This window comes from Sphingomonas sp. BAUL-RG-20F-R05-02 (assembly GCF_022662305.1).
In the GTDB taxonomy this organism is placed as follows: domain Bacteria; phylum Pseudomonadota; class Alphaproteobacteria; order Sphingomonadales; family Sphingomonadaceae; genus Sphingomonas.
On the sequence record NZ_JAKNQH010000003.1, the window covers coordinates 214,552 to 230,058 of the forward strand.

Consider the following 15,507-nt stretch of genomic DNA (forward strand, 5'->3'; position numbering starts at 1 on the left):
ACCGACCGCAAAGATCTGAAGGCGTTTGCATGAACCCCGTCTATACCCAGCTCGGCACCACCATCTTCGAGGCAATGTCGGCTCGGGCGCGGGCGAGCGGCGCGATCAACCTCGGCCAGGGCTTTCCGGACGGTCGCGGGCCTGAGGATGTGCTCGCGGAGGCGGCGCGCGCGCTGATCGAGGAGTCGAACCAATATCCGCCGATGCTCGGCACCGCGCCGCTGCGACAGGCGGTGGTGGATCACTACCGCGCGCATCAGGGACTCGACCTTGCACTGGAGGAGGTGATCGTCACCTCCGGCGCGACCGAAGCGCTGGCCTGCGCGATCTTTGCACTGGTCTCCCCCGGGGACGAGGTGGTGATGTTCCAGCCGCTCTACGACGCCTATCTGCCGTTGGTCGAGCGGGCCGGCGGCGTGGCGAAGCTGGTGCGGCTCGAACCACCGCACTGGCGTATCACCGCCGATGCGCTGGCGGCGGTGGCGAGCGACCGGACGCGACTGGTGATCCTGAACAGCCCGCTCAACCCCGCCGGCACGCTGGTGAATGCGGCGGAACGGGCCTTGCTCGCTGATTTCTGCGTGGCGCATGATGCGATCGCGATCTGCGACGAGGTCTGGGAGCATGTCGTGTTCGACGGCGCGCAGCACCGCTCGCTGATCGCCGAACCCGGCATGCGCGAGCGCACCGTCAAGATCGGATCGGCGGGCAAGATCTTCTCGCTGACGGGCTGGAAGGTCGGCTGGATGTGTGCGGCGCCGCAGATCGCGGCGGTGCTGGCAAAGGCGCATCAGTTCATGACCTTCACCACCGCGCCAAACCTTCAGGCCGGCGCGGCCTATGGTCTCGGCAAGGAACGCACCTATTTCGACGCGATGCGAGCCGACTACCAGCGCTCGCGCGATCGGCTGACGGCCGGGTTGGTCGCGCTTGGCTATACGGTGCTGCCGTGCGCGGCGACGTATTTCGTCAACATCGACTTGACCGCGTCGGGCGTGGAGATGGGTGACGTCGCATTCGCAGAATGGCTGATCGCCGAAGCGGGCGTCGCCACCATCCCGGTCAGTGCCTTCTATGCCGAGGCGCCGGTGACGAACGTGGTCCGGCTGTGTTTCGCCAAACAGGATGCGACGCTGGACGCCGCGCTGTCGCGGATGGCGCGGCGGCCCTAGCCCGCTATTGTCCGGGTCTGCCAAAGCAAACGGCCCGCCCTCCTGCCGGAGAGCGGGCCGCCTGTTGACCGTATCAGCCAAGGCTCAGGAGAATTTCTGCCCAAGCTCGCGATTGACGTACAGGGCAATGATCGTGCCGAGCGCACCCGACAGCAGGTACCCACCCGCCGCGAGCAGCCCGAGGTGGCTTGCCAGCGCGAGTGCGGCCAGCGGCGCGAATGCCGCGCCGAACAGCCACGCCAGATCCGACGTCAACGCCGAGCCGGTGTAACGATGGTGGCTGGTGAAGTTCGCCGCAACCACGCCCGAGGACTGGCCGAAGCCGACGCCGAGGATCGCGAAGCCGAGCACCATGAACACGATCTCGCCCGCATCGCCGCCGGCGAGCAGTTGTGGCGCGAAGCCGCTGAACACCGCGATCGCCATCGCCGACACGCCGAGCACGTAGCGCCGGCCGAACCGGTCGGCGAGCAGCCCCGACGCAAGCACCGCGCCGAAACCAACGACCGCACCAAGGATTTCGATCTCGAGGAAGCGGGCCGGACTCTGTTTGGTGAACAGGAACACCCATGACAGTGGGAACACCGTCACCATGTGGAACAGCGCGAAGCTGGCAAGCGGCGCGAACGCACCGATGATGATGTTGCGGCCCTGTTTGGTTACGGTGTCGAACACCGGCGCCGGCTGAAGATCGCGGGACTCGAACAGGTTGCGGTAATCCGGCGTCGAGACGATGCGCAGCCGCGCGAACAGCGCGACGACGTTGATCGCGAACGCCACGAAGAACGGATAACGCCAGCCCCATTCGATGAAGTCGTTCGCCGACAGCGTCGAGACGAGGAACGCGAACAGTGCGCTCGCCACCATCAGGCCGAGCGGTGCGCCGAGTTGCGGGATCATCGCATACCAGCCGCGCTTGTTCTCGGGCGCGTTGAGCGCGAGCAGTGAGGCAAGGCCGTCCCACGCGCCGCCGAGCGCAATGCCCTGGCCGATGCGGAACAGCGCCAGCAGGATGCCGGCCGCCTTGCCGATCTGTTCGCTGCCCGGCAGGAACGCGACCAGCGCGGTGGCGCCGCCAAGCATGAAGATCGCGATCGTCAGCTTCGTCCCGCGCCCGTAGATCCGGTCAATCGTCATGAAGATCATCGACCCGATCGGCCGCGCGATGAAGGCCAGCGCGAAGATCGCGAACGAATAGAAGGTGCCGGTCAGCCGGTCCACGTCCGAGAAGATCAACTGCGGGAACACCAGCACCGACGCGATCGCATAGACGAAGAAGTCGAAGAACTCCGACGTTCGCCCGATGATGACGCCGATCGCGATTTCGGCCGGCGCGATGCCGTGCTTGCCGATATCGGCGTGCGCATCGGTGCCGTGGCCGCCGGGCGGGGCGCTGCCGGATTGGTTGCCGATGGTCTTCGTACTCATATCACGACTCCGGTATGGCGGCGCGCCGCGCAAAGAACGCACGGCGAGTCGATCGCGGATCGGGTCCGCGCGGTCAAGCCGGCCTCTCGATTATTGCTCGCATCTGCGGGATTGGACAAAATGTCCTATGTTGCGCTGCGGGACACATGCTAGGCGCCAACCCATGCCCGAAAGTGCTCCGAAATTCCGAGTCCGCACGATGTTGCGGCCGATCATGATCTTGGCGACGAGCATGATGCTCAATGGCTGCAACATGGTCGTCCTTCACCCGGCTGGCGACGTTGCTGCGCAGCAGCGTGATCTGCTCATCATCGCCACCGTGCTGATGCTGCTGATCATTGTGCCGGTGCTCGCGCTGGTGGCGTTGTTCGCATGGCGGTACCGCGCCACCAACAAGGATGCGCATTACGAGCCGGACTGGGACCATTCGACTCAGCTCGAACTGGTGATCTGGGCGGCGCCGCTAATGATCATCATCTGCCTCGGCGCGGTGACCTGGGTCGGCACCCACCTGCTCGATCCCTATCGTCCGATCGAGCGCGTGGGGGTGGGGCGTCCAGTCGCCGCCAACATCAAGCCGTTGGAGGTCGATGTGGTCGCGCTCGATTGGAAGTGGCTGTTCATCTACCCGGAATATGGCATCGCCACGGTGAATGAACTGGCCGCGCCGGTCGATCGCCCGATCGCGTTCCGCATCACCGCCTCCTCGGTGATGAACGCGTTCTATGTGCCGTCACTCGCCGGCATGATCTACGCAATGCCCGGCATGGAGACGCGGCTCCACGCCGTGATCAACAAGCCCGGCGACTATGCGGGTCTGTCGGCGAATTATAGCGGTGCCGGTTTCTCGGGCATGCATTTTCGGTTCTACGGAATGAGCAACGCCGACTTCAACGGCTGGATCGCGCGCAACAAGGCCGCAGGCGCCAAGCTCGACCGAGCGACGTACCTGAAGCTGGAACAGCCGAGCGAGCATGTGCCGGTCCAGCGGTTCGCCGCTGTCGATACAAGCCTGTTCCGCGCCGCCGTCAATCTGTGCGTCAAGCCCGGTGCGATGTGCGCGGACGATATGATGCGGCGCGATGCGGCGTCCGACAGCACGCCGGATGAATTGCAGAAACACGGCCCGATGCCGATGCCTGGTGCTGCCGCCACGCCGTCACGATCTACCAATTCGAACACCGCGTTGCTGACCGGCGCGGGCCTGCCCAAGCCGACTGCAACGTCTGTCGGAACGGCGATCGCCGCTGCCGCCAGCCAACCCCGTTCTTAAAAAGCGAAACCCATGTCAGCCCCACAGTTCGTTCCGATCAGCCCGATCTTCGGTCGCTTCACGATCGACTCGCTGCCACTCCACGAGCCCATTCTCGTCGCCACCTTCTGTGGCGTCGCGGTGGGCGGCATCGCGCTCGTCGCGGCGCTGACGTGGTTCAAATTGTGGGGCTATCTCTGGAAAGAGTGGTTCACGTCCGTCGATCACAAGAAGATCGGCGTCATGTACATGATCCTTGGTCTCGTCATGTTCCTACGCGGCTTCGCCGACGCGCTAATGATGCGCGCGCAGCAGGCGATCGCGTTCCACGGCAATGACGGCATCTTCCCCGCGCACCATTACGACCAGGTGTTCACCGCGCACGGCGTCATCATGATCTTCTTCGTGGCGATGCCGTTCGTCACGGGCCTGATGAACTTCGTGGTGCCGCTTCAGATCGGCGCGCGCGACGTGTCTTTCCCGTTCCTCAACAACTTCAGCTTCTGGATGACGGTCGGCGGCGCGGTAACGGTGATGATGTCGCTGTTCGTCGGTGAGTTCGCGCGCACCGGCTGGCTGGCATATCCGCCGCTGTCGGGCATCGCCTACAGCCCGGGTGTCGGGGTCGACTATTATATCTGGGCCTTGCAGATCGCGGGTGTCGGCACGCTGCTGTCCGGCGTCAACCTCATCGCGACCATTGTGAAGATGCGCGCGCCGGGCATGACGCTGATGCGGATGCCGATCTTCACCTGGACCGCGCTGTGCACCAACATTCTGATCGTCGCGGCCTTCCCGGTGCTGACCGCGGTGCTCGCGATGCTCAGCCTCGATCGCTACGTCGGCACGGATTTCTTCACGAACGACTTCGGCGGCAACCCGATGATGTACATCAACCTCATCTGGATCTGGGGCCATCCGGAGGTGTACATCCTGATCCTGCCGCTGTTCGGCGTGTTCTCGGAAGTTACCTCGACCTTCTCGGGCAAGCGGCTGTTCGGCTATTCGTCGATGGTCTACGCGACTTTGGTCATCACCATCCTCGCCTATGTCGTCTGGCTGCACCACTTCTTCACGATGGGGTCGGGCGCCAGCGTCAACAGCTTCTTCGGCATCACCACCATGGTGATCTCGATCCCGACGGGCGCGAAGATCTTCAACTGGCTGTTCACGATGTATCGTGGCCGCATCCGCTTCGAACTGCCGATGATGTGGACGATCGCATTCATCTGCACCTTCATCATTGGCGGCATGACCGGCGTGATGCTTGCGGTGCCGCCGGCCGACTTCGTGCTGCACAACTCGCTGTTCCTCGTAGCGCATTTCCATAACGTCATCATCGGCGGTGTGCTGTTCGGGGTTTTCGCGGCGGTGAATTTCTGGTTCCCGAAGATGTTCGGCTTCAAGCTCGACGTGTTCTGGGGCAAGGTTGCCTTCTGGTGCTGGGTTCCCGGCTTCTGGGTCGCGTTCACCCCGCTGTACGTGATGGGCCTGATGGGCGTGACGCGTCGCACCCGCACCTTCGACGATCCGTCGTTGCAGATCTGGTTCATCATCGCCGCACTCGGTGCGCTGCTGATCGCCGCCGGGATCGCCGCCATGCTGATCCAGATCGGCTGGAGCATCATCAACCGCGAGAAGCTGCGCGATATCACTGGTGACCCTTGGCACGGCCGTACGCTGGAATGGTCGACCTCGTCGCCGCCGCCGGAGTACAACTTCGCCTTCACGCCGGTCGTGCACGACACGGATGCGTGGTGGGACATGCAGGAGCGCGGCGCGATGCGTCCGACCGAAGGCTTCAAGGCGATCCACATGCCGCGCAGCACGTGGGCTGGCATCGTTCTCGCCGGGATCAGCGTCGTGTTCGGCGTGGCGATGATCTGGTACGTGTGGTGGCTTGCGGCGATCAGCTTCGTCGCACTGATCGCCACCGCGATCGCGCACACGTTCAACTACAAGCGTGATTACCACATCCCCGCCGAGGACGTGGCGCGTACCGAAGCCGAGCGGACCAAAGCGCTCGCGGTGGAGGCATAACATGTCGGCAAATTCGATGACCGCGGGCGGCGAGAACCTCGACGTGTTCTACGACCTCGACGAGCATGAGCATCCCGAGGGCTACAGCACGATGCTGGGCTTCTGGATGTACCTGATGAGCGATTGCCTCATCTTTGCGATGCTGTTCGCGACCTACGGCGTGCTGGGACACAGCTACGCCGGCGGTCCTGGCCCACGGCAGTTGTTCGAACTGCCGCTGGTCGCGCTCAACACCGCGATGCTGCTGTTCTCGTCGATCACCTACGGCTTCGCGATGCTGGCGATGAACCAGAACAAGGTCGGGCAGACGCAGCTGTGGCTGTTCGTGACCGCGTTGTTCGGTGCGGCGTTCCTCACGATCGAGCTGACCGAGTTCGCCTCGCTGATCCATGAAGGCGCGACGCCGCAGCGCAGCGCCTTCCTGTCGTCGTTCTTCACGCTGGTCGGCACGCACGGGCTGCACGTTACCTTCGGTCTGGTGTGGCTGTTCACGCTGATGGTGCAGATCGGCCGCAAGGGGCTGATCCAGGCCAACCGCCGCCGCCTGATGTGTCTCAGCCTGTTCTGGCACTTCCTCGACGTCATCTGGATTGGCGTCTTCACCTTTGTCTATCTGATGGGAATGCTGCGATGACCACGCAGGACGGCGCACCCGCGCACAGCCATGGCCAGGACGTCGCACATGGTCATGACGATCGTCACGGCGACGGTGCCTCGCACGGCACCTATGGCAGCTATCTGCTCGGCTTCGGCCTTTCGGTGGTGCTCACCGCCATCCCGTTCTGGTTGGTGATGAGCCACGTGCTGCCCAATCAGGCGACCGGCTATGTCATCATGGCGTTTGCGGCGATTCAGATCATCGTCCACATGATCCTGTTCCTGCACATGGACACCAAGTCCGAAGGCGGCTGGAACATGATGGCGCTGGTGTTTACGCTCGTCGTTCTCATAATCACGCTGAGCGGTTCGCTATGGGTGATGTACAACATGAACACCAACATGATGCCGATGTCCGTCGAGGACATGCGACAGATGCCGTGATGCCACGCGGCGGCCCGATGGAACGGCCGCCGCGATCGCTGGCGACGCTGGTGCTGCTCGGCAGCATCGCGGCGCTGGTGTTTGTCGCTCTCGTCGGGCTCGGGGTGTGGCAGATCGAGCGACGCGCGTGGAAGCACGCGTTAATCGCTCAGATCGATGCGAGGCTTCATGCCGCGCCCGTGCCTGCGCCGCGTCCGGACGCATGGCCGCACATCACCGCTGCCGATGCGTATCGGCGTGTCGCTCTCGACGGTGTTTACCAGTCGGGGCGTGACGTTTTCGTCAAGGCGGTTACCGCTCACGGCGCCGGTTTCTGGGCGGTGTCGCCGTTCCGAACCGTGCGTGGCTTCACCGTTCTCGTAAACCGTGGCTTCGTGGCGCACCCGAAGGCGTCCGTGCCCGCCGGTGCCATGCACATCACCGGCTTGTTGCGGGTGAGCGAACCGGGCGGCGGCTTCCTGCGCTCGAACGATCCCGCCGGCGATCATTGGTATTCGCGTGACGTCACCGCCATCGCGCGCGCAAAACGGATTGGCGCCGTCGCTCCATATTTCGTCGACGCTGATGCTGCGTCCTCCGAGCGCGGCGGCCCGATCGGCGGCATGACGGTGGTGCGGTTCAGCGACAACCATCTTGTCTATGCTCTGACGTGGTTCGGGCTCGCCGCTCTGCTGTTGCTTGGGGTGCGTGTGGTGATCCGCGAGGAACTGCGCATCCGCCGCGCCTCCTTGCGATGACGATCGAAGCGACACCGCCGCGCGAGTCGACCCGCACCGCGTTGATGAGCGCGCTGCTGTCGGCAGATGCCGCCGGGCGCAAGAACATGGTGTTGCTGATCCAGCTGCGCTGGTTGGCCGTCGTCGGACAGTTCGCAACCATACTGGTCGTCCAGTTCGCGATGGGTGTGGTCTTGCCGCTGCACGCGATGATCGCGGTTCTGGCCGGGCTGGTCGCGTTCAACCTGTTCAGCCTTTACCTCGTGCGGCAACGTCGCACGATTTCGAACAGCGAACTGCTGGCGGCGCTGTTGCTCGACGTGGCGGCACTGACCCTGCAACTGTCGCTGAGCGGCGGGGCGACCAATCCCTTCGTATCGCTGTTCCTGCTCCAGGTGGTGCTCGGCGCGATCCTGCTGGAACGTTGGTCGAGCTGGGCGCTGGTTCTCGTCACCACGGCAGCGTTCGCGCTGCTGATGCGTCGGTTCAGCCCGCTTGCGCTGCCGCTGAAGCTCGCGACCGATCCTTTCGGGCTGCACATCCTCGGCGCGCTGGCCTGTTTTGCGTTGGTGGCGGTGTTGCTGGTGCTGTTCGTCACGCGGGTCAGCGGCAATCTGCGGGCGCGCGACGCCTTTGTCGCGGATATGCGCCAGCGGGCGGCGGATGAGGACCACATCATCCAGATCGGGTTACTCGCCTCGGGCGCCGCCCACGAACTCGGCACGCCGCTCGCTTCTCTGGCGGTGATCCTCGGCGACTGGCGGCGGATGCCGCGCCTCGCCAGCGACCCGCAGCTTGCGCAAGACATGGCCGAGATGCAGGCCGAGGTCGAACGCTGCAAGGCGATCGTCACCGGCATCCTGATGTCGGCGGGCGAGGCGCGCGGCGAGGCGCCCGCCATCACCAGCGTACATGGCTTTTTCGACGATCTGGTCGATTATTGGGCGGCGCGCCACACCGCCCCGATCGATTATGACAATGATTTCGGGCCTGATCTGCCGATCGTGTCCGACACCGCGTTGAAGCAGGTGATCTGCAATGTACTCGACAATGCCGCCGAAGTCTCTCCGCAGGGCATTGCGCTTGTGATCGCGCGGGAGGGTGACGCGATCCGCCTGACCGTCAGCGACTGCGGACCGGGATTCGCGCCCGAAATGCTTGCCAACCTCGGCAAGCCCTACCAATCCACCAAGCAGCGGCCGGGCGGCGGCCTGGGCCTGTTCCTGGTGGTCAATGTCATGCGAAATCTCGGCGGATCGGTGGCGGCGAGGAACCGCGCCGATGGTGGTGCGGAGGTGACGATGCGACTGCCAATCGCGTCGTTGGCCTTCGAGGGTGACGTCAGGGCGGTTGGGGAGGGGGATCATGACGGCTGAACGTCTGCTCGTCATCGTGGAGGATGATGACGCCTTTGCACGAACGCTGAAGCGGTCGTTCGAGCGACGGGACTATGTGGTGCTGACCGCCGCCAGCCCCGAGGCGCTCGACGCGTTGCTGGTAGATCACCGGCCGGGCTATGCCGTGGTCGATCTCAAGCTCGGTCAGGCGTCAGGCCTCGCGTGCGTCAAGACGCTGCACGCGCATGATCCGGCCATGCTGATCGTGGTATTGACCGGCTACGCGAGCATCGCGACTGCGGTTGAAGCAATCAAGCTCGGTGCATCCCATTACCTCGCCAAGCCATCGAACACCGACGATATCGAAGCGGCATTCCACAAGGTGCCGGGTGATATCGACGCGCCGATCAGCGAGCGGCAGACCTCGATCAAGACGCTGGAGTGGGAACGCATCCACGAGGTGCTGGCGGAGACCGGCTTCAACATCTCCGAAACCGCGCGGCGGCTGGGCATGCACCGCCGAACACTGGCGCGCAAGCTGGAGAAGCAGCAGGTCAAATGACGGCGCGCTGACATTTCTATCGGCCCGCGTGTGTACGATCCTGCGGTTAGGTGACTGCAACAAGCGGATCGCATCGCGACTAAAAGGCTACCCCGTGGATGCCGTGGCATGTGTGCTTCGGCAGCAGGATAACGGACCTGCGTTGGTCGACGTCCACGGCGAACGTCGCCGCGATAGATGCTGCCGGACCCCAACCCATGGTGGGGCGATCTTGAGACACCGCCCGCTGTCGGTCTACTGTCGTTGCGGGTGGCGTTGCGCCGCCTTTCGGTTTCGACCTCGGGCGATTACGTGCACGGCGCTACACGATCGATCCGCAAACCCGGAGTTTGGTCACAGCAACGCATTTGCCGCGCAACTCCGGTACGCGTTATTCCCGCGTTATCGCCCGACCCAGTCCGCTACCTGCACCGCAACCTGGTTGGCGGCCTGATTCAGAGCCGCCGCGCTGCCATTTGCGTCGATGACGGAGACGGGCACGCTTGCCGAAAAACGCTTCTTGTCGATCACGTTCTTGTCATCGCGGATCAACGACCCGTCGAACGCCACCACCGCCTGCTTCGAGGTCGCATCGATCCCGAAGCTGCGCAACTCGCCCGACAGCCGCGCGCCCGGATCGGCGCGGAACTGCGAGACGCTCAGCACGACGCGGCCGGTGCGTGTCGTCACCGTGTCCGACAGCAGCCGCGCGAAGAGACGCGCGGGCGGTTCGACCCACTGCGCCTTGGCGACATAAGCGATCGAAGTCTCGTTGATCTGTACCGGAATGCGCGTACCGGCAAGCGCCTGCGAAACGGCCGGCACCTGGATGACGATCGTCGGCTGCGTCGCCGAACTCTGGTCCTGCCCGATCGCTGCGGGCGTAGTCGACGTGATCGTCAGCAATTGTGGCGGCGGCTTTGGCGCGAAGCTGATGCAGCCCGACAGCGACGCCAGCGCAAGCAGGGCGAGAGACGATTTGACGGGCGCTTTCGGACGGAAGGAACGCATCGAAGACCTCACTTGCTTGGCTTGTAGTCGGGCAGCTTGGACTGGCCGACGAGCGAACTGGCGCCACCACGATCGAGCTTCTCGGCAACCGCCGTCAGCGCCTGCGACATGTTGCGCAGATCGTGGACGAGCGCGCCAACCTCCGGGATGGTTTCCTTCGAGAACGCCTTCAGGCCGGGCCGCGCATCGGAGATCGCGGAATCGAGCGTCTCCATGCTGTGCTGCGCCGCCGCCACGGTTGCACCGAGGTTCTTGGTCGCCGGGCGGATGTCCTCGTTGATCATCACGTTGGTCGATCCGGCAAGATCGCCGATCTGCTTGGCCGCGTCACTCGCCTGCTTCAGCGTGGTGCGCATCTCAGCCAGCGTGGCGGCGATTTCCGGCCCGCGATCCGCGAGCGCGCCGGTGAGCCGGTTGGTGTTGGCGAGAATGCCGGTGATCGACTGCTGGTTCTTGTCGGACAACAGTTCGTTGAAGCGTTCGGTCAGCGTCGAGATGCGTTCAAGCAGCTTCGGTGCGGAATTGAGCAGCGCGCCGAGCCCCCCGGCCTTGGCCGGGATGGTAGGCAGGCCGTTGGGGCAATCGAGCTGCGGGTTGGTGTCCGGGCAGGCGATCGGCGGCGCGCCCTTCACCGCACCGTCGAGCTGGACCGTGCTGGTGCCGGTAAAGCTGCCCTGGATGGTGGCGGTGGTGCCGACCAGAATCGGCGTATTGTCCTTAACGCTGATCCGCACCCGCACGAACTGCGGATCGTTGGTGAGCGCGATCTCCTTCACCTCACCGGTCGGCACGCCCGAAAAGGCGACCGCCGAACCTTTGGCGAGGCCATCGACCGACTGTTTGAAGAAGATGTCGTATTCCTTGTCACTCGCCCCGCCGAAGCGGGCGATCCACACCAGGAACACCGCCATGACGGCGATCAGAATCAGCACGACAGTACCGACAAGGACGTGATTCGAGCGCGTTTCCATCAGCTTTCCGTCCCTGCAGGCTCGTTCGCTTCATTATGTTCCAAGGTCGCGCTCGCGGCGCGACCGCGCGGCCCCCGGAAATATTCCTGGATCCAGGGATGATCGGTCGCGAGCAATTCGTCGATCGTCCCCACCGCGATCACCTTGTGATCGGCCAGCACCGCGACCCGGTCGCAGATCGCGTACAATGTGTCGAGATCGTGCGTGATGAGAAACACGGTGAGGCCGAGGGTGCGCTGGAGCGACTTGATGAGATCATCGAACGCCGCCGCACCGATCGGGTCGAGTCCGGCGGTCGGCTCGTCGAGGAACAGCAGGTCGGGGTCGAGCGCGAGCGCGCGGGCGAGGCCGGCCCGCTTCTTCATGCCGCCGGACAGCTGCGACGGATATTTCGGGCCTGCATCGGCCGGCAGTCCGGTCATCACCACCTTGTAGGCGGCAATTTCATCGAGCAACGCGGGCGGCAGCTTCTTGTAGAACTCGCGCAGCGGAACCTGCACGTTCTCCGCGACGGTCAGGGTCGAGAACAACGCGCCGCCCTGGAACAGCACGCCCCACCGCTTCGACAGGTCGACCATCTCGGTCTCCTCACGGTCGATCGTGGGGTCGCCAAGCACGTGAATGTCGCCGGCATCGGGCTTTTGCAGGCCGATGATCGAGCGCATCAGCACCGACTTGCCCGTGCCCGAGCCGCCGACCACGCCGTAGATCTCACCACGTCGCACCTCGAGGTCGAGCCCGTCATGCACGACCTGCTCGCCGAACGTGTTGCGCAGGCCACGCACGACGATCACATCGTCAGGCGTATCGGCAGGGGGGCGTGTGCTCATATCCAGCCTACCCAGGTGAAGAACACCGCGAAGAACGCATCGAGCACGATCACCATGAAAATGCCCTGCACCACGGCGGCGGTGGTGCGGGTGCCGACCTGTTCGGCGTCGCCCTCGACCAGCATGCCCTGGAAACAGCCGGCCATGCCGATGATTGCGCCGAACACCGGCGCCTTGATGAGGCCAACATACAGATCGGTCATCGGCACCACCTCGCGCAGGCGCTGCACAAACGTAACGGGCGGAATGCCGAGTGAGACCCAGCACAGCAGACCGCCGCCGATGATCGAGATCAACGAGGCGTAGATGCCGAGCAGCGGCATCATCACCACCACCGCCATCACGCGCGGCAGCACCAGCGCCTCCATCGGCGAAACGCCGATCGTGCGCATCGCGTCGATCTCCTCGGTCAGCTTCATCGTGCCGAGCTGCGCCGCGAACGCCGAGCCGGAGCGGCCCGCGATCATGATCGCGGTCATCAGCACGCCGAGTTCACGTAGCGTGAGCCGGCCGAGCAGGTTGATCGTATACACCTCCGCACCAAACTGACGGAGCTGCACCGCGCCCTGTTGCGCGATGACGATGCCGATCAGGAAACTCATCAGCCCTACGATGCCGAGCGCCTTGACACCGACCACCTCGAACCGGGTGACGGTCGCGTTGAAGCGAAAGCGCGAGGGGTGGACGATGACGTTCCACAAAGCAATCATCGTCGCGCCGAGGAAGCCGACCAGCCCGACCAGCGTCCTGCCGGTGAGGACGACGGCGTCGCCCACCTCGCCGATCACGCGGGTGATGCCGCCGACCGAAGCAGGGCGTATCGCGACCGGCTGATCGGCGGCTTCGACCTGCTGGAGCAGATGCTGGCCGTCCTGATCCAGGCCCTCGATCCTGGCACCGTGCTGCGCGGCGAAACGGTGGATCAGCCACGCGCCGACCGTGTCGATCCGTTCGACGCCGCTGAGATCGACCGTAGCGACCTTCCCGGTATAGCTGCGCAGGCGATCAGGCAGGTTGCCGATCTGGGCGAGCGACAGGCTGCCGGTGAAGCGCAAGACATCGCCATCGCCGGAACGGTCTTGCGTGAAGGCGGCTGGGTCGTTCATCGCGCGCATCTTTGCGACAATCCCGCTGGAACGGCAAGCCGCGCTGTTGCTAGGGTGAGACGATGCACGCCATCGCCATATACGATCTCGACAAGACAATCACCCATGCTCCGACGTGGACCGCCTTTCTCATCGCAAGCGCCCGGGCGCAGAAGCCGTGGCGGCTGGCGCTGCTGCCGCTCGCCGGGGTGGCGACGCTCGGCTACGCGCTCAAACTGGTGGACCGCGCGCGGCTAAAGCAGATCACGCAACGCCTGCTGCTCGGCAACGGCTGGCAGGATGCGCGGGTCGCGCGCGCGGTCGCCGACTTCGCCGATGGTGTGATCGCGGACGGTATCTACACCGGCGCGCGGGCGGCGATCGCGGCGGACCGCGCGGCGGGGCGGCGGATCGTGCTCGCCACCGCATCCTACGCGTTCTACGCAGGGGCAATCGCCGAGCGGCTTGGCTTCGACGATGTGATCGGCACCTGTGTGGTGCGCAACAACGGCAAGGTTCGCGCCCGAATCGAGGGCGAGAATTGCTACGGTGCGGCCAAGTTGCGGATGATCGAGGCGTGGCTGGCAGGCGAGGGGATCGCGCGGGATGACGCGATCGTCCGCTTCTATACCGACCATGTGTCCGACGCGCCGACGCTGGAGTGGGCGGACGAGGCATTCGCCGTCAACGCGCATGGGCCGCTGCGGCTGCTGGCGAAGCTGAAGGGATGGACTATTCTCGACTTCGAGCGGTGAGTCGCGTCGTTGCGGTGACGTATCCTGTGTCGCCGACGCAAGATGTGGCCGCCTCAGCCCAGCGCCACATCCACGGTGTGGATCGCGAGGCCGACGAGGCCGCCGACCAGCGTGCCGTTGATGCGGATATATTGCAGGTCGCGCCCCACCGCATTCTCCAATCGGCTGGTGATGGTGTCGGCGTCCCAACCCTTTACCGTCTCCGACACCAGCCGGACGATGTTGTCGCCGTAATCCGCCGCGATGCCGACCACGGCGCGGCGCACGAAACGGTTGATCGTCGCGCGTAGCATCGGTTCACGGCCAAGCGTTTCGCCAAGCTGACGCAGCGCGTCGCCGATCGGGCCGCGCATCACCCGGTCCGGATCGCGTGCCATGTTCATCATTCCGACCCGCGCCTGTTCCCACACGCCGTCGAGCCAGCGCTGCATCGCCGGGTTGGCGATGATCTCGGCCTTGATCGCTTCCACCCGCGCCTGCATCTCTTGGGAATGCATCAGGTCGTGCGCGAGGCTGGCCAGCCCCTCGTCAGCCTTGGCACGCAAGGGATGTTCGGGGTTGTCCGCCATATCGGTGAGCAGCCCATTCAGGCCGGCGATGATCTTGTTGGAGAGCGTCTCGTCGAGGCCGGTCCAGCGCATGATAGACCCGGCGCGGTCATGCACCATCGCACGGATCAGATGGTCGTTGGCCTCAAGGATGCGCGCCGCCCAGCGCACGATGCCGTCGAGCAACGGCAGGTGGCGCTCCTCCGCGATGGCGGCGGTCAGGGCTTGCCCTAGCAGCGGCGCCACGTCGAGATCGGCGAGCCGCTTGCCGAGCATCCCCCGGACGATCCCGCCGAGCCGCTGCTGATCGAGCGCCTGAAGCATGCTGATCGTCATCGCCGACGCACCACGCGCGATACGTCCGTCGCGGGCGAGCGGATTGGCCAGCCACAGTCCGGCGGCGCCAGCGACATCGAGCCGGAGCATACGGCGCGCAACCACGCGCGGGATCAGGAAATTATCGCGCAGGAAGGTGGCGAGTGTGTCGCCGATCCGGTCCTTGTTACGGGGGATGATGGCGGTGTGGGGGATCGGCACGCCAAGCGGGTGGCGGAACAGCGCCGTCACCGCGAACCAATCGGCTAGGCCACCGACCATCGCCGCCTCGGCGAAGGCGCGCACGAAGCCGAGCGCCGGCCAGCGCTGATCGTAGGTGCGGGAAACCAGGAACACCGCCGCCATCGCCAGCAACAGGCCGGTGGCGATCAGCCGCATGCGGACGAGACCCGGCGGGGCGGCTTCGGTGCTCAGGCGGCGGGCTTTCGTCATCGGGTACGAAAA

General features: G+C 64.7%; 15 protein-coding genes. 9 read left to right on the forward strand and 6 right to left on the reverse strand.

The window, feature by feature from the left end; translation table 11 throughout:
* Positions 1–29: 29 nt before the first annotated feature.
* A complete protein-coding gene (locus L8F97_RS09115) occupies positions 30–1,172 on the forward strand; it encodes an aminotransferase (RefSeq protein ID WP_242148707.1) in 1,143 nt (380 codons plus the stop codon).
* A gap of 84 nt (positions 1,173–1,256) precedes the next feature.
* Here L8F97_RS09115 and L8F97_RS09120 read toward each other — a convergent pair whose 3' ends face one another.
* Positions 1,257–2,600, reverse strand: coding sequence for an MFS transporter (locus L8F97_RS09120; RefSeq protein ID WP_242148709.1), 1,344 nt, complete (start codon positions 2,598–2,600; stop codon positions 1,257–1,259).
* A gap of 214 nt (positions 2,601–2,814) precedes the next feature.
* Here L8F97_RS09120 and cyoA point away from each other — a divergent pair, with 214 nt between their 5' ends.
* Genes cyoA through L8F97_RS09155 form a run of 7 tightly spaced genes read left to right on the forward strand, consistent with a single transcriptional unit; the run spans position 2,815 to position 9,548 of the window.
* Positions 2,815–3,873 carry a ubiquinol oxidase subunit II gene (cyoA, locus tag L8F97_RS09125; RefSeq protein ID WP_242149078.1) on the forward strand — a complete coding sequence of 353 codons (1,059 nt, stop codon included), beginning with the start codon at positions 2,815–2,817 and terminating at the stop codon, positions 3,871–3,873.
* A gap of 12 nt (positions 3,874–3,885) precedes the next feature.
* Positions 3,886–5,892 carry a cytochrome o ubiquinol oxidase subunit I gene (gene cyoB, locus L8F97_RS09130; RefSeq protein WP_242148711.1) on the forward strand — a complete coding sequence of 669 codons (2,007 nt, stop codon included), beginning with the start codon at positions 3,886–3,888 and terminating at the stop codon, positions 5,890–5,892.
* Between the two features lie 16 nt (positions 5,893–5,908).
* A complete protein-coding gene (cyoC, locus tag L8F97_RS09135) occupies positions 5,909–6,526 on the forward strand; it encodes a cytochrome o ubiquinol oxidase subunit III (RefSeq protein ID WP_409929031.1) in 618 nt (205 codons plus the stop codon).
* The gene (gene cyoD, locus L8F97_RS09140) at positions 6,523–6,933 is read left to right on the forward strand and encodes a cytochrome o ubiquinol oxidase subunit IV (protein WP_242148716.1); all 411 of its coding nucleotides are present in this window, start codon (positions 6,523–6,525) and stop codon (positions 6,931–6,933) included. Before cyoC ends, cyoD begins: the two co-directional genes overlap by 4 nt.
* Entirely contained in the window at positions 6,933–7,670 is a 738-nt protein-coding gene (locus L8F97_RS09145) for an SURF1 family protein (protein WP_409929025.1), read from the forward strand. Before cyoD ends, L8F97_RS09145 begins: the two co-directional genes overlap by 1 nt.
* Positions 7,667–9,025, forward strand: a complete 1,359-nt coding sequence (locus L8F97_RS09150; RefSeq protein ID WP_409929026.1) for an ATP-binding protein — start codon at positions 7,667–7,669, stop codon at positions 9,023–9,025. Before L8F97_RS09145 ends, L8F97_RS09150 begins: the two co-directional genes overlap by 4 nt.
* Complete coding sequence (locus L8F97_RS09155; RefSeq protein ID WP_242148717.1) at positions 9,015–9,548, forward strand: response regulator transcription factor; 534 nt, start codon at positions 9,015–9,017, stop codon at positions 9,546–9,548. Before L8F97_RS09150 ends, L8F97_RS09155 begins: the two co-directional genes overlap by 11 nt.
* A gap of 381 nt (positions 9,549–9,929) precedes the next feature.
* Here L8F97_RS09155 and L8F97_RS09160 read toward each other — a convergent pair whose 3' ends face one another.
* The 4 genes from L8F97_RS09160 to L8F97_RS09175 are packed head-to-tail and all read right to left on the reverse strand — an operon-like array spanning position 9,930 to position 13,445.
* On the reverse strand, positions 9,930–10,538 hold the full coding sequence (locus L8F97_RS09160; protein ID WP_242148719.1) for an ABC-type transport auxiliary lipoprotein family protein: 609 nt from the start codon (positions 10,536–10,538) through the stop codon (positions 9,930–9,932).
* Positions 10,539–10,546: 8 nt separating this feature from the next.
* Positions 10,547–11,509: an MlaD family protein gene (locus tag L8F97_RS09165; RefSeq protein WP_242148721.1), complete on the reverse strand. Its 963-nt coding sequence runs from the start codon at positions 11,507–11,509 to the stop codon at positions 10,547–10,549.
* Positions 11,509–12,339: an ABC transporter ATP-binding protein gene (locus L8F97_RS09170; RefSeq protein ID WP_242148723.1), complete on the reverse strand. Its 831-nt coding sequence runs from the start codon at positions 12,337–12,339 to the stop codon at positions 11,509–11,511. The genes L8F97_RS09165 and L8F97_RS09170 overlap by 1 nt, the downstream gene beginning before the upstream one ends.
* Positions 12,336–13,445 carry an ABC transporter permease gene (locus L8F97_RS09175; protein WP_242148725.1) on the reverse strand — a complete coding sequence of 370 codons (1,110 nt, stop codon included), beginning with the start codon at positions 13,443–13,445 and terminating at the stop codon, positions 12,336–12,338. The genes L8F97_RS09170 and L8F97_RS09175 overlap by 4 nt, the downstream gene beginning before the upstream one ends.
* Positions 13,446–13,507: 62 nt before the next feature.
* On the opposite strand from L8F97_RS09175, the gene L8F97_RS09180 reads away from it, so the two are divergent.
* Positions 13,508–14,179, forward strand: coding sequence for an HAD-IB family hydrolase (locus L8F97_RS09180; RefSeq protein ID WP_242148727.1), 672 nt, complete (start codon positions 13,508–13,510; stop codon positions 14,177–14,179).
* 53 nt (positions 14,180–14,232) lie between these two features.
* Here the strand turns inward: L8F97_RS09180 and L8F97_RS09185 are convergent, their stop codons facing one another.
* Positions 14,233–15,441: a DUF445 domain-containing protein gene (locus tag L8F97_RS09185; RefSeq protein ID WP_409929032.1), complete on the reverse strand. Its 1,209-nt coding sequence runs from the start codon at positions 15,439–15,441 to the stop codon at positions 14,233–14,235.
* Between the last annotated feature and the right edge of the window lie 66 nt (positions 15,442–15,507).

What these genes read in the sequence shown, in the direction of transcription:
- L8F97_RS09115 (WP_242148707.1), top strand. Translation starts at nt 30, where the DNA reads ATGAACCCCGTCTATACCCAGCTCGGCACCACCATCTTCGAGGCAATG.
- L8F97_RS09120 (WP_242148709.1), bottom strand. Translation starts at nt 2,600, where the DNA reads ATGAGTACGAAGACCATCGGCAACCAATCCGGCAGCGCCCCGCCCGGC.
- cyoA (WP_242149078.1), top strand. Translation starts at nt 2,815, where the DNA reads ATGATCTTGGCGACGAGCATGATGCTCAATGGCTGCAACATGGTCGTC.
- cyoB (WP_242148711.1), top strand. Translation starts at nt 3,886, where the DNA reads ATGTCAGCCCCACAGTTCGTTCCGATCAGCCCGATCTTCGGTCGCTTC.
- cyoC (WP_409929031.1), top strand. Translation starts at nt 5,909, where the DNA reads ATGACCGCGGGCGGCGAGAACCTCGACGTGTTCTACGACCTCGACGAG.
- cyoD (WP_242148716.1), top strand. Translation starts at nt 6,523, where the DNA reads ATGACCACGCAGGACGGCGCACCCGCGCACAGCCATGGCCAGGACGTC.
- L8F97_RS09145 (WP_409929025.1), top strand. Translation starts at nt 6,933, where the DNA reads ATGCCACGCGGCGGCCCGATGGAACGGCCGCCGCGATCGCTGGCGACG.
- L8F97_RS09150 (WP_409929026.1), top strand. Translation starts at nt 7,667, where the DNA reads ATGACGATCGAAGCGACACCGCCGCGCGAGTCGACCCGCACCGCGTTG.
- L8F97_RS09155 (WP_242148717.1), top strand. Translation starts at nt 9,015, where the DNA reads ATGACGGCTGAACGTCTGCTCGTCATCGTGGAGGATGATGACGCCTTT.
- L8F97_RS09160 (WP_242148719.1), bottom strand. Translation starts at nt 10,538, where the DNA reads ATGCGTTCCTTCCGTCCGAAAGCGCCCGTCAAATCGTCTCTCGCCCTG.
- L8F97_RS09165 (WP_242148721.1), bottom strand. Translation starts at nt 11,509, where the DNA reads ATGGAAACGCGCTCGAATCACGTCCTTGTCGGTACTGTCGTGCTGATT.
- L8F97_RS09170 (WP_242148723.1), bottom strand. Translation starts at nt 12,339, where the DNA reads ATGAGCACACGCCCCCCTGCCGATACGCCTGACGATGTGATCGTCGTG.
- L8F97_RS09175 (WP_242148725.1), bottom strand. Translation starts at nt 13,445, where the DNA reads ATGAACGACCCAGCCGCCTTCACGCAAGACCGTTCCGGCGATGGCGAT.
- L8F97_RS09180 (WP_242148727.1), top strand. Translation starts at nt 13,508, where the DNA reads ATGCACGCCATCGCCATATACGATCTCGACAAGACAATCACCCATGCT.
- L8F97_RS09185 (WP_409929032.1), bottom strand. Translation starts at nt 15,441, where the DNA reads ATGCGGCTGATCGCCACCGGCCTGTTGCTGGCGATGGCGGCGGTGTTC.